Annotated in this window: 15 protein-coding genes; 4 read left to right on the plus strand and 11 right to left on the minus strand. The window is 46.0% G+C overall.

Translation table 11 applies throughout. From position 1 onward, the window contains the following. Nucleotides 1-61: 61 nt before the first annotated feature. On the minus strand, nt 62-298 hold the full coding sequence (locus CW370_RS09075) for a YuzB family protein (protein WP_003222913.1): 237 nt from the start codon (nt 296-298) through the stop codon (nt 62-64). Nucleotides 299-560: 262 nt separating this feature from the next. On the opposite strand from CW370_RS09075, the gene CW370_RS09080 reads away from it, so the two are divergent. After that, entirely contained in the window at nt 561-1628 is a 1068-nt protein-coding gene (locus tag CW370_RS09080) for an NAD(P)/FAD-dependent oxidoreductase (RefSeq protein ID WP_024571863.1), read from the plus strand. 25 nt (nt 1629-1653) lie between these two features. On the opposite strand, the gene CW370_RS09085 is transcribed toward CW370_RS09080, so the two are convergent. After that, the gene (locus tag CW370_RS09085) at nt 1654-1980 is read right to left on the minus strand and encodes a YuzD family protein (protein WP_024571864.1); all 327 of its coding nucleotides are present in this window, start codon (nt 1978-1980) and stop codon (nt 1654-1656) included. Between the two features lie 99 nt (nt 1981-2079). Here CW370_RS09085 and CW370_RS09090 point away from each other — a divergent pair, with 99 nt between their 5' ends. Next, nucleotides 2080-2415: a NifU family protein gene (locus CW370_RS09090; RefSeq protein ID WP_010886606.1), complete on the plus strand. Its 336-nt coding sequence runs from the start codon at nt 2080-2082 to the stop codon at nt 2413-2415. A gap of 42 nt (nt 2416-2457) precedes the next feature. On the opposite strand, the gene CW370_RS09095 is transcribed toward CW370_RS09090, so the two are convergent. The 5 genes from CW370_RS09095 to cotNH form a co-directional block, all read right to left on the minus strand. Then, nucleotides 2458-4431 carry a S9 family peptidase gene (locus tag CW370_RS09095; RefSeq protein ID WP_029946155.1) on the minus strand — a complete coding sequence of 658 codons (1974 nt, stop codon included), beginning with the start codon at nt 4429-4431 and terminating at the stop codon, nt 2458-2460. Nucleotides 4432-4537: 106 nt separating this feature from the next. After that, nucleotides 4538-5467 carry a homoserine kinase gene (gene thrB / locus CW370_RS09100; RefSeq protein WP_024573352.1) on the minus strand — a complete coding sequence of 310 codons (930 nt, stop codon included), beginning with the start codon at nt 5465-5467 and terminating at the stop codon, nt 4538-4540. Beyond that, nucleotides 5464-6522 (minus strand): threonine synthase, encoded by a 1059-nt coding sequence (thrC, locus tag CW370_RS09105; protein ID WP_024573353.1) that lies wholly within the window; start codon nt 6520-6522, stop codon nt 5464-5466. Before thrC ends, thrB begins: the two co-directional genes overlap by 4 nt. Then, a complete protein-coding gene (locus CW370_RS09110; protein WP_003228694.1) occupies nt 6522-7823 on the minus strand; it encodes a homoserine dehydrogenase in 1302 nt (433 codons plus the stop codon). The genes thrC and CW370_RS09110 overlap by 1 nt, the downstream gene beginning before the upstream one ends. Before the next feature lie 200 nt (nt 7824-8023). Beyond that, on the minus strand, nt 8024-9043 hold the full coding sequence (gene cotNH, locus CW370_RS09115) for a spore coat-associated protein CotNH (protein WP_024573450.1): 1020 nt from the start codon (nt 9041-9043) through the stop codon (nt 8024-8026). A gap of 152 nt (nt 9044-9195) precedes the next feature. Between cotNH and CW370_RS09120 the strand changes: the two genes are divergently transcribed. Next, nucleotides 9196-9696, plus strand: a complete 501-nt coding sequence (locus tag CW370_RS09120) for a phosphatidylglycerophosphatase A family protein (protein ID WP_003243814.1) — start codon at nt 9196-9198, stop codon at nt 9694-9696. 26 nt (nt 9697-9722) lie between these two features. Here CW370_RS09120 and nucF read toward each other — a convergent pair whose 3' ends face one another. The 3 genes from nucF to CW370_RS09135 are packed head-to-tail and all read right to left on the minus strand — an operon-like array spanning nt 9723 to nt 11255. Continuing rightward, nucleotides 9723-10493 (minus strand): 5' nucleotidase NucF, encoded by a 771-nt coding sequence (gene nucF, locus CW370_RS09125; protein WP_024573449.1) that lies wholly within the window; start codon nt 10491-10493, stop codon nt 9723-9725. A gap of 28 nt (nt 10494-10521) precedes the next feature. Continuing rightward, entirely contained in the window at nt 10522-10956 is a 435-nt protein-coding gene (locus CW370_RS09130; RefSeq protein ID WP_021480536.1) for a DUF86 domain-containing protein, read from the minus strand. A gap of 23 nt (nt 10957-10979) precedes the next feature. Further along, nucleotides 10980-11255, minus strand: coding sequence for a YutD family protein (locus CW370_RS09135; RefSeq protein WP_003228682.1), 276 nt, complete (start codon nt 11253-11255; stop codon nt 10980-10982). A gap of 113 nt (nt 11256-11368) precedes the next feature. Here CW370_RS09135 and CW370_RS09140 point away from each other — a divergent pair, with 113 nt between their 5' ends. Further along, nucleotides 11369-12001 (plus strand): YhcN/YlaJ family sporulation lipoprotein, encoded by a 633-nt coding sequence (locus CW370_RS09140; RefSeq protein WP_021480537.1) that lies wholly within the window; start codon nt 11369-11371, stop codon nt 11999-12001. Between the two features lie 15 nt (nt 12002-12016). Here CW370_RS09140 and lipA read toward each other — a convergent pair whose 3' ends face one another. Continuing rightward, nucleotides 12017-12913 (minus strand): lipoyl synthase, encoded by an 897-nt coding sequence (gene lipA, locus CW370_RS09145; RefSeq protein WP_003222888.1) that lies wholly within the window; start codon nt 12911-12913, stop codon nt 12017-12019. Nucleotides 12914-13041 lie beyond the last annotated feature (128 nt).

A 13041-nucleotide genomic window follows, 5' to 3' on the forward strand; every position in this document is an offset into this window, starting at 1 on the left:
TACACATTTTTTAGTTCTTTTGTACGGCAAAATAAAAAAGGGCCTGTCCAGGCCCTTTTCTTTAAAACATTGGATTTTCTTCAATAAAGGTATATATATTCTCAACAAGCTCAGCAGGCGTTTCACCCATGACGACTTCTCCGTTTACCAGAGCGAAAAGCGATTCCATGCATGTCCCGCAGTAGCTTAAGCAGCCATATTCAAGGACATCAAGGTTGGGATCCTTCTCCAAAATCGCCCGGGCTTCCTGAGAGCCGTGAGCCAGATTGCTGACACAAAATTCAATCATTGGATTCATGCGGTTTCACCTCACATATGTCCATTATCGCGAATTTTTCACTATTCGTCAAAGACAACGGATGATTCAAAATTTATTATCGTAACATATTATTTCTCAAATAACGTTTTACTAATTTGTGTTTTCAGGCTAAATTGTAGGTTATTTTGAAACTATTATTGTGATTTTAGATCAAATTCGATATAATTCTAGATGTTATTTTACATAGTTCGTATTTTCTTCAATGTGTCTATCATACTCTTCGGATTAAAGGGGAATTCAAATGAAAAAATTGGTCTTGATCGGCGGAGGTTACGGGAACATGCGTGTTCTTCATCGCTTATTGCCAAACCAGCTGCCTGATGATGTTTCAATCACGTTAATTGACAGAAATCCTTATCACTGCTTGAAAACAGAATATTATGCCCTTGCCGCAGGCACAATTTCTGACCATCATATCAGAGTGTCATTCCCAGAGCACCCTCGCCTGGATGTCCAATACGGTGATATCACATCAATTGATATTGTACAAAAACAAGTGCTGTTCCAAGATCGTGAACCGATTTCTTACGATGACGCCGTAATCGGGCTCGGCTGTGAGGATAAATATCACAACGTGCCGGGAGCGCCTGAATTCACCTACAGTATTCAAACCATCGATCAGTCCCGCGAAACCTACCAAAAGCTGAATAATCTGAGCGCTAATGCCACCGTTGCCATTGTCGGAGCGGGCTTAAGCGGCGTTGAGCTTGCAAGTGAATTGAGAGAAAGCCGTGATGACCTGAACATTATTTTGTTCGACCGCGGTAATCTCATTTTATCAAGCTTTCCCGAGCGTTTAAGCAAATATGTGCAAAATTGGTTCGAAGAGCACGGTGTCCGCATTATAAACAGGGCAAATATCACAAAAGTAGAAGAAGGCGTTGTGTATAACCACGATGATCCGATTTCTGCAGACGCCATCGTGTGGACAGCCGGCATCCAGCCAAACAAAGTCGTCAGAGACTTAGATGTGGAGAAGGACGCACAAGGGCGTATTGTATTAACGCCTCATCACAATCTTCCAGGTGATGAACATCTGTACGTTGTCGGCGATTGCGCCAGCCTTCCTCATGCACCGAGCGCCCAGCTGGCAGAGGCTCAAGCAGAGCAGATTGTCCAAATCTTGCAAAAACGCTGGAATGGAGAAGCCCTGCCTGAATCAATGCCGCAGTTTAAGCTGAAAGGCGTTCTCGGTTCACTCGGAAAAAAAGCCGGCTTCGGGCTTGTTGCTGACCGTCCGCTGATCGGCCGTGTTCCGCGTATGCTGAAATCCGGCTTGCTGTGGATGTATAAACACCATAACGGTTAATGATTGAGAAGAACCGCTGATCAAGTCAGCGGTTTTCTGTATACCCATGCTTCTCCATTTCCTCATAAACGTCTTTTAATTTTGGATTGCCTTCACCGACAATTTTGTCTTCTACGAGCACAAGCGGATAAAAATACTCGTGATTTCTGATTTTTTCCGCAAGCTCTTTCGCATGTTCATTGTCAGGCGGCTCATAAATATCGATGTACTGCATCTCAAAAGGCTGATTTGGATATTTTCTTTTCAGCGCAGCCTCAAGCCACTCGTATGTATCCTTGGCTGTCGGCATATTGACACAGCTCGCACACACGGTTTCTGCCCCATATACGCTTAGCATGACTGGTTTCATCACTTGTGAACGCCCCCTTCTCCTATGCAAGTCCTTTCTTTTAAGTATACAGAGCCAAAGGACATTTTTATAGAAAAAAACCGTTTTTGTGTTGAAGTCTGAATGTGCTATAATAGGGAGAGCAACTTTGCAAACCAAACAATAGATTTTTATTGTTACACTGAATATAATGGTTTTATGACGACGAAAGGAGCGAATGTCATGACTGAAGTTGAAATGAAAGAACAGGTGCAGGAAGTACTGGACAAACTTCGTCCGTTTTTACTTCGTGACGGCGGTGACTGTGAGCTTGTAGACGTAGATGAAGGTATCGTTAAGCTTCGTCTTCTAGGCGCATGCGGCAGCTGCCCAAGTTCAACAATTACGCTGAAAGCCGGAATTGAGCGCGCTCTTCTAGAAGAAGTGCCGGGTGTCGTTGAAGTAGAACAAGTCTTTTAATAAAGCAGCCAGGCTGATATTTGATCAGCCTGGCTTTTTTTATTAGAGATATTGGTCAAACCATGAGCTGATATAATTCAGGCGCTTGATCCGCTGTCTTGGGTGTCCGGTGCGTGACAAATTGTGCGATGCATTCGGAAAACGGACAAGCTTGGTTTCCTTGCCCATTTTTTTCAGAGCGATAAACAGCTGCTCCGCCTGCTCGATCGGGCATCGGTCATCCCGCTCGCCATGCAGTATCAAAAGCGGTGTCTCCACGTTTGCTGCGTATTTTAAAGGAGACCGGTCCCAGAGCTTTTCTGTGTCCTCAAACATGTCATGCTCAAGCTGCCAGTCTGTAAAGAAATAGCCGATATCACTGACGCCGTGAAAGCTGATCCAATTTGATATCGAGCGCTGGGTAACGGCAGCTTTAAAGCGGTTCGTCTGCCCGACGATCCAGTTGGTCATAAAACCTCCGTAGCTTCCGCCCGTGACACCGAGCCGCTTAGGATCAATATGCGGATCTCGTTTGATAGCCTCATCCACAGCTTGCATCACATCGTCATAATCCTTTCCCCCATAATCTCCTCTGACCGCATTCACAAATTCCTGCCCGTAGCCGTGGCTTCCTCTCGGATTGATATAAACGACCGCGTATCCTTTCGCCGCCAGCACCTGAAACTCATGAAAATATGTATGTCCGTACATCATATGCGGACCGCCGTGTATGTTGAGAATAAGTGGATACGTTGTCTCACCTTCCATTTGTGCAGGCTTCATCAGCCAGCCGTTCACCATCACGCCGTCTTCTGTAGTATATTGAATCTCTTCAGGTATTGATATCGTATGCTCCCTGACAAACTTGTCATTCGCGCCAGTCAGCTGTTTCTCTTCCTGTCCAAGCGGGATACTGTAAAGCTCACTCGGTCTGTCCGGCTTTGTCACACTGGCAATAAAGTGCTGTTCATCAGGTGAAAGAGAAAAGCTATTGATGTACTCTTTTTCCAGACGAACCGGATACACAAGGCCTTCAATCGAAATATAATAGATGCCCGTGCTGCCTTGATCTGTGCCGATGACATAAAACCCTTGGCTGTCCTTTGTCCAAATCGGGCGCTGTTCAGCACCACCGATCAATGAATCTCCAATCAGCGCATCCGCTAAATGAACGTCCAGCATCTCAGTCAGACATGTGAGGCGGCCTTGTTCGATATCATAGAGCCACGCCTTTGAGAGCGTTGCATTCTTATATTCCTTTTCATTTCCAAGCAAAGCAAGATACCTTCCGTCTGGTGAAAATGAGCTTGATCCGAATGAGCCGCGATGAGGTGTAACCTGCTTAAGATCTCCAGACTCCAATGACATTATGTAAACATCATGCGGCTTGCTGGCATCATCTGTTTCAGTTAAATTAGCTGAGAAAACAAGCCATTTGCCGTCAGGAGAAAAAGCAGGATCACCATGATCAGCTTTGTGACTTGTCAGCTCCTTCATCTCACCCGACTTTACGCTGACAAGCACAAGCTGGGCATACGCACCTCTCGTCAGCCCTTTGCCGTCCCGTTTGTAGGAGAGGCCTTGCACTTCAACAGGTTCATAGCTGTCCTGCTCTGTTTTTTCTCGGTCATCAATGCTTTCTCCCTCTCCCAAACTGACAGTGACCAGAATCGATTCGCCATCCGGGGACCATATTGGCTTTGACACGCCATACGGGATATCAGTCAGTTTTCTCGCTTCTCCGCCTTCAGCGCTCATCATATACAGCTGTGCCGCATCGCCTTCTCGATCAGAAATAAAGGCAAGCGTGCTCCCGTCCGGAGACCATCTAGGGTCGGTGCTTCGCTTTTCTCCATGTGTCCAAGGAACAGACCCGCCCGTTTTCGTTTCATAGATCCATATATTTGATGTATACGAATCTTTCTCTTGATTCACTTGTGATTTTACATATGCGGCACGGGTGCCGTCTGGGGCGTATTGAGGATCGGTCACAGAGACAATCGCTGTGATGTCGTCTGCGGTTATCAGCTTTTTCATATTCATCTCCTCCTTTTTACATGTATTTCGTTTTTCTAAATAAAAACTCCTTTATCTCCAGCAAAAAAAGCGCCCTCTGCTGACGCTGAGGAACGCTTGGCATGATCTATATACTTTTTACTTGATATAAAGGATTTCGCTCTATTATACTTCCCTCTTTCGGGACGGTCAAAGCGTCTACTTCACAATGAGGGAAATGAAGCGCGAGCTGTTCTTTTAGCTCTTCTCCCTTTCCTTTTTCGGTCATGACAAGAATCGTCGGGCCTGCTCCGCTGAGAGCCGTTCCATATGCGCCCTTCATCTCGGCGACGTGCTCTACTTTTGACAGCTCAGGCACAAGCATCGCCCGGTACGGCTGATGGAACATATCCTTCTTCATGATTTTCCCGACAAGCGGCCAATCCTTGGACATGATCGCAGCAATGAGAATATTGCTGACAGCACTTGCTTTTACGGCGTCGGCATATGGAAACTCCTTCGGAAGCACGTCTCTCGCGTCTCTTGTCAGCACTTCGTAAAAAGGAATGACAACGACTACGTCAATGTCAGCATTCGGGACGCGGATCATTTGGGTCTCGTCATCCTCATGCAGGCCGATCACAAGTCCGCCGACGAGAGAAGCGCCAGCATTGTCCGGGTGTCCTTCTTCTAGACTGGCTAAATGCAGCTTGTCCGCTTCAGACAGCTTTAAGCCGCATAATTCATCAGCCAGTTCAATGGCCGCTACAATCGCCGCGGCGCTGCTGCCAAGGCCGCGTGCAAGCGGGATGTCGCTCCACACCTTCACATGGACAGGAGGCATTTCTTTTCCGTACAAATCTGCGGTCCGTTTAGCCACTTGATAGATCAGGTTATCTGTACCCGCCGGAATTCCGGCGACTGTTTCTGTTTCAGCCTCAAAAGACCATTTGTCGCTTTCAAAGACGGTCAGCTTCAAATATCTGCTGAGCGCCATTCCGACTGAATCAAAGCCGGGGCCTAGGTTAGCTGTGCTTCCGGGAACAGTGACAGAGAACAGCATGTCGGCTTCGTTCATACACGGGCCGCTCCTTTTACATATTCAAGGATGCTGTCTTCATCAGTCGGCAATGTGACAGGCTTGATTTCTGAAATGTCGATCGCTGTGTTCGGATCTTTCAGTCCGTTTCCTGTTAACACAGCTACGACCTTGCTGCCTTTCGGAATTTCTCCGGATTTCACCTGTTTCAGCACTCCTGCGATAGACGCGCAAGAACCTGGTTCTGCAAACACGCCTTCTACACGGGCGATCAGCTGATATGCGTGAAGGATTTCACCATCAGTGACTTCGTCAATTTTCCCATTGGATTCCTCGGCTGCCTTTACAGCTTTGTCCCAGCTTGCCGGGTTTCCGATACGAATGGCTGTCGCTATTGTTTCAGGATTTTTAATCACTTCATTGCGCACGATTGCCGCCGCACCCTCAGCTTCAAAGCCGCGCATTTTCGGAAGGCCTGTGCCGTTTTTCTCATGATATTCCTTGAAGCCCTTCCAGTACGCAGTGATGTTTCCCGCGTTTCCGACCGGGATCGCTAAAACATCAGGCGCTTCCCCCAGCTGTTCGCACACTTCGAAGGCAGCAGTTTTTTGACCTTCAATGCGGTAAGGGTTGACTGAGTTGACAAGGGCAATCGGTGATTTCTCACAGATGGAACGGACAATTTTAAGCGCATCGTCAAAGTTTCCGTCAATTGCGATAATCTCGGCTCCGTACATGACAGCTTGAGCGAGTTTTCCAAATGCAATTTTTCCGTTCGGGATGATGACAATGCATTTCATGTTAGCACGAGCTGCATATGCTGCCGCAGCAGCGGAAGTGTTACCTGTTGACGCGCACATAATCGTGTAATTGCCTTCTTCTTTTGCCTTTGCCACAGCCATAACCATTCCGCGATCTTTAAATGATCCCGTAGGATTGACGCCTTCCGTTTTGACATGAAGCTCAATTCCGAGCTGCTCAGACAGCTTCGGCAGGTGAATAAGAGGTGTGTTTCCTTCATGTAAAGTTAGCGCCGGTGTTTGATCTGTTACAGGTAAAAATTCTTTATATTGATGGATAAGTCCTTTCCACATTAGCTCCAACCGTTCCCTTCTACACGATATGTGCTTTTGACTTCTTGAACGACTTCCAAATCATTTAGGTTTTGCAGAATATCACTGAAATCAGCTTCTGATGTATGGTGTGTGACAATTACGATTTCAGCTAACTCATCATGGCCTTTAATTGGCAGCTGAAGGATTTTTTCAAAGCTCACGCCCCGCTCTGAGAACACAGATGTAATTTTCGAGAATGAACCAACCTCATCTTTTACATGAATTCTTAAAAACTGCTGTGCATAAATGTCAGACGGCGATTTCATGTTTTTCTCATATTGCGGCCCGACAAAGCTGTTGCCGGTTACACCGAGGCGCATATTTTTCATGACAGCGACGAGGTCAGAAACAACGGATGTCGCTGTCGGCATGCTTCCGGCTCCCGGCCCGTAGAACATCGTCTCACCGACAGCCTCGCCGTATACATAAACAGCGTTAAACTCATTATGAACAGCAGAAAGCGGATGATGGTCAGGAAGCAGTGTCGGCTGTACGCTGACCTCGATTTTGCTGCCGTCACGCTGAGCAATCCCGATCAGCTTCATTGTATAGCCGAGGCGTTTGCTGAAGCTGATGTCCTCGTCTGTAATTTGGGAGATCCCCTTTACTTTGACGTCTTCCAGATCCACATTCATCGAGAAGCCGAGGCGCGCCAATATCGCCATTTTCCGTGCGGCGTCAAGCCCTTCCACGTCAGAAGTCGGATCAGCTTCCGCAAAACCGAGATCCTGCGCTTCCTTGAGCACTTCCTCGTATGGGCTTTTCTCTTTGATCATTTTTGTTAAGATAAAGTTTGTTGTGCCGTTCACAATTCCCATCATTTTTGTAATTCGATCTGATGAGAGGCCTTCCTCTAACGTGCGCAGAATCGGAATCCCGCCGGCAACACTGGCTTCAAAGTAGATATCGCATCCATTTTCCTTCGCTTCGGCAAGCAACTCGGAGCCGTACACAGCCATTAAGTCCTTGTTTGCTGTGACAACATGCTTTTTCGATCTCAGCGCGTCGACCAAATATTGTTTTGTCTGCTCAACTCCGCCGATCACCTCGATGACGACATCAACATCTGGATCATCAATGACATCATACACTTCTGTCGTAAGCACTTCCTTCGGCAAATCTACTTCTCTCTTTTTCTCTAAATCTTTTACAAGCACTTTTTTTATCGTAACCGGACAGCCGACCTGATGCATAAGCTTATCCTGATGGTCTTGAATAATTTTAACGACACCGCTTCCGACGGTACCTAAACCTAAAAGCCCTACACGAATCGCTTTCAAAAAAACTCCACCTTTCTTTTGATTGTCCTCTTGAAAAAGACAATTGTTAACTCAACACAGACATATAAGTTACAAACATTATATAAGCCCGCTCCTGTTTTGACAAGACAGCATTAGGCTGAATTTTGCGAATGTAAACGCTTAACGCATTGATATGACAAGATTCTTTATTTTCTAATTATTTTTGTCAGATTTTCTCCTCACCCTGAGCTGCCTTTGCCGAGCCAGCTGACGCGTGGAACAAACAGCTTCTGCGTCCGCATATTCATGAATTCCTGCGCTGTATTGAGAAATTGTTCGTAACGCCCACAGTCATTAAGAATGAAGTCAAGTTGTTCTTCAAAATAATGCTTTTCTGATTCTGATGACATGTAATAGCTTTCCACGATTTCAAAATAATGAAGCGGGAAAAGCAGACGGCTGTATAAAAGGCGTTTCGAAAATGAAGACAGCGGTGTGACTTGCTCGTATTCCTGTAAAAAGAGAAAGCCCTGCTGATTAAAATCTTGTCTGTGATGCAAAAACGTATGCCTCATATATTCAGCCAAATCACGGGAAGCGTGGTCAAACACCCAATCCGCCGGAATCCTGATCAATGATTCCGGTGACCATGTATGCCTTTCCATCCGCTGATGGCATATCGTTCCTGAATCAGCGGCTTGGGGCTTGTCATCCAGCTCAGTGTCCACTAAATATTGTATCGCGTTTTCTGACAGTCCTAAATAATATGGAAATGATTCGATCATTTTTTTATCGAATGGCTCATGCGGAGGGGTCTGAACCTTTCTCTGCCAAAATGCTTCCAGCTGATCAATTCGTTTTCCCCACAGATCCTTCCACTGGCCGATTCTTCCGGCTGCCTTCACCTCATATGGATATCCTCGGCCTTTTCGGTGAAATTCCGCAAGCTCCGCTCCAATGGAGAACGCCCTGTTTGAATAAGGGGGGGCCGCCTTCAGCAGAGCGTACGTTTTTCCCTCATGTTCAAATGTCAGCTCACCTTCTTTTGTAAAGATAAAAACCGAAACGTATGGGTCACTTTGTTCTTGTAAATACTGACTCATGTAATAAAGCTCCGCCAGCTCTGTATCTGAGAATTGGGAAACGGGGACAATCAGAAAGTATGAATTAGGCGTCTGAAAGCATTGATATGTGTGCTGGTACATGGAAAGCTGCCTGATGTGAATGCCGTATTTTTCTTTTATTGTACCTTTCACCATGATCACCTGCCTGTTGAATTAGGGCTCATCACATCGTAGTCATACACAGCCGGAATTATGAATACATATTTTAATCCGAAGAAGGCGCAAGAAAAAGTCGTAAACTTCTCAAGCATTTTGTATAAACTAGTAAAAAAGATTGGGTGAAGCTGATGTCAGAAAACGAACAATTCAGTCAGATGGAAGCTAAAGCAAGAGCACGGATGAAGGAGCGCGGCGTTGAGGTATCAGACATTGCCGAGCTTGTCTTTTTTCTGCAAAAAAAATATCATCCGGATTTAACCATTGATGAATGCACGCTGAACGTCAATCGTGTTCTCGCAAAACGCGAGGTGCAAAACGCGATTTTAACGGGCATTGAATTGGATGTTCTTGCTGAGCAGAAAAAACTGTCTGAACCGCTGCAAACGATGCTGGAAATAGATGAAAGCCTATATGGAGTAGATGAAGTTCTGGCATTTTCCATTGTGAACATTTACGGATCGATCGGGTTTACGAACTACGGTTACATCGACAAAGAAAAACCCGGAATCCTTAAACGATTGAATGATAAATCAACCGGTGAATGCCATACCTTTTTAGATGACATCGTCGGAGCGATTTCCGCCGCGGCTTCAAGCAGACTTGCACACCGCGCGCGGCATACAGAATAAGGGCACCCTTTTAGGGCGCCCTTTTTTCAAATGTATGGAATCCATTCAGTCAGAGAGTCAATGGCGTGAGTCGGTTTTTCCATATCGTCTGTCATATGTTCTCTTTTCGTTACGCCGGTGTGAACGAGCAGCGTATCCATACCCGCGTTAATGCCGGCCATAATATCAGTGGCGTAGTTGTCGCCGACCATGAGTGTTTCAGACACATCTGTGCCGAGAACGCGCATCGCCTGCTCCATAATAATTGATTCCGGCTTGCCGATAAATACAGGCTGTACACCTGTAGATACGGTTAACACCGATGTCAGTGAGCCGTTTCCCGGCAGAAGCCCTCTTTCAGTCGGAATCGCAATATCTCCGTTAGTGGAAATAAAGCGGGCGCCATTTCTGATTGCCAGGCAGCCGACAGCAAATTTTTCGTATGTAATGGAACGGTCGATGCCAACAACGACAAAGTCCGCGTTTTCTCCGCCAAATGTCAGGCCGTTTTCTTCAATCGCCTGGCGGATTCCTTCCTCCCCAATCACATACACAGACGCGTTTTTTTTCTGCTGGGCAATGTGCTGGGCAGTTGCCATGCTGGTCGTGAAGACCTGCTCTTCTGTTGCCGGAATATCAAAAGACACGAGCTTGTCCGCTACCTGCTTCGGTGTACGCGAAGAGTTGTTTGTCACGAAAAGATAAGGAACGCCGCGATCTTTCAGCGTTCTGACAAATTCACACGCTTCCTCGATTTTTTCCGTGCCATTGTACATCGTTCCGTCTAAATCAATTAAATACCCTTTATATGTTTTCATATCCAACACTCCTGTGGCTTTCCAGTTGTTATTTAAACGCGGAAACAGGCCCTAGCTCTGTTTCCAAATAGCTTCTGATCCGTTTCGGGAAGTCCTGAAGAGCTGTTTGATGCGCCTTGATCAGCCTGTAAAGCTCGCCGCTGTCAGCGAGCAGATAGTGTTGAACCAACGTTTTGCGGTAGGCGATCAATTTTTTGAGCTCAGCACCCTCTTTTTCCGTGACAACTTTCTCATCAACAAGTATATCCATAATGTCGTCATAACTGCCCGGGTCCCGCATAATAAAGCCGTCAATCATGTCATTGCCTGTATCCAAAATGCATTCGATTAACAGATGGCCTATACGCTGAAGTGCCAATTCCCCGATTTCAGACTGCCAGTCTGTTTGTGAGTCAAATAGCGCCAGCTGGTGCTCGAAGAACCCTAGTGTTTTCTCGATTTTGCTTCTGTCAACAAAATACATGACAGCATCCCCTTTGTGTATATTTATTTTCTGATCCGTTTCAAGACAAAATACGCACAGCCGAAATTGCAGTATTCGTAAATATATTCATCTAATGTGCTGATTTTCGTTTCGAAGGTTGCCTTTTGATTCTGGTCGTCAAAGAAGCCCTTGAGCCTTAACTGACCGTATCCCCAGTCTCCCACAATATAATCGTATTTATTTAATATATCGGAGTAGCGGGCTTTAAAAGCCTCTTCGTTGAAGCCGTCTTTGAAATTGTGCACCAATTCAAATTCGGCATTTTGAATAAGAATCATGATCTCACCTCTTTTTCACTCATTCCTATCATAATTCATTGCCCCGTCCCCATCAATTGCTAAAGAATAAATCATGCGATTTGGCTACCCTACACATGAGGAGGGATTGATAAATGAAACGAACCGCTGTCAGCCTCTGCCTGCTGACCGGACTATTATCCGGGTGCGGAGGCGCAGGATTGGATAATGCACAAAATGTCCGGAATCAGACGCAGAATCAAACCAAACCCATTCATGTGTCGGACCGCAACGAGGCTTTTAACAGGCATAATGAGAACGAACAATTTGGCTATGTCCGCTATCAAAAAGAACAATTTGACGGAGACCAGCAGAAAACGCCGGTGATGAACCGGGAAGAAACCGCTCACATGATATCAAGTTTAACGGTTCAGCTCCCTCATATTCAAGATGCTGCGACATTGGTGACTGACCGAGAAGCGCTTGTCGTATACAAAACCGATTCTAAAAACCGGGAGCTGACCGCCGATCAGGTGAAAAAAACAGCGGCTTCCGTGATACCGCGATACTATCACGTGTATATTTCCGATAATCCAAACCATATGCAGTCCGTCGAAAATTACAGCAATCTCGGCTCTGGTTCAAGGGATATCAGAGAGATCATGTCGGGGACGATTCAAGAAATGAAAACCTCCCCGCAAGGAAGCCCTGTCTCAGAGAATGAAAATGCCAATGGAGAAACGCGTCAGGACATGAAAATCGATAGGAATGACAAAAACGCCAGATGATCTGGCGTTTTGGCATTATGCTTGTGCTTGACGCTTTTTAGATGCTTCGTTTACTTGTTCATCCGCATGGTAAGAGGAACGGACAAGCGGACCGGCTTCACAATGGCTGAAGCCTTTTTGCATCGCGATTTCTTTTAATTCTGCAAATTCATCAGGATGGTAGTATTTTTGGACTTTCAAGTGTTTCTTCGTCGGCTGCAGATATTGGCCGATTGCCATAATATCCACGTTGTTCGCCAAGAGGTCGTCCATTACTTCAATAATCTCTTCTTTTGTTTCGCCGAGTCCGATCATGATACTTGATTTTGTCGGAATGTCAGGCTGCATTTCCTTCGCACGGCGCAAAAATTCCAATGAACGGTCGTACGTCGCACGCGCGCGGACTCTCGGCGTCAGGCGGCGAACCGTTTCGATATTGTGATTCAGGATGTCTGGGCGTGTATCCATCAAGGTTTTTAGGTTATCGTAGTTTCCGCCCATATCAGACGGCAGCACCTCAATTGTTGTGAACGGGCTTTTTCTGCGGATCGCACGGACAGTTTCCGCGAAAATGCCTGCCCCGCCATCTTTCTGATCGTCACGCGCAACAGCCGTAATGACCGCGTGTTTCAAATTCATAAGCGCGACTGAATCCGCTACGCGTTCCGGCTCTTGCAGATCAAGCTCAGTTGGAAGGCCTGTTTTGACAGCACAGAAACGGCATGCTCTTGTACAAACAGAACCTAAAATCATAAATGTCGCTGTACGTCTGACCGCCCAGCATTCATGAATATTCGGACACTTTGCTTCTTCGCATACGGTATGCAGGTTGTTTTCCCGCATGAGTTTTTTGAGCCCTGTATAGTTTTCATTTGTATTTAATTTAATTTTAAGCCATTCGGGCTTTCTGAGGTGTTCGTCTTTCTTTGCCAATTCCCATCATCTCCAATATCCAATATACTCAATTTCTGACACGAAACATTCTGAAAACGAGAAAGGTGCAGGTTTTAGTTCTGCAACAAAAATAATGTTTTTCTAACTAAAGAAAGTCTTTTCTTTAG

It is taken from the genome of Bacillus sp. SN32 (assembly GCF_002837495.1).
In the GTDB taxonomy this organism is placed as follows: Bacteria; Bacillota; Bacilli; order Bacillales; family Bacillaceae; genus Bacillus; species Bacillus subtilis.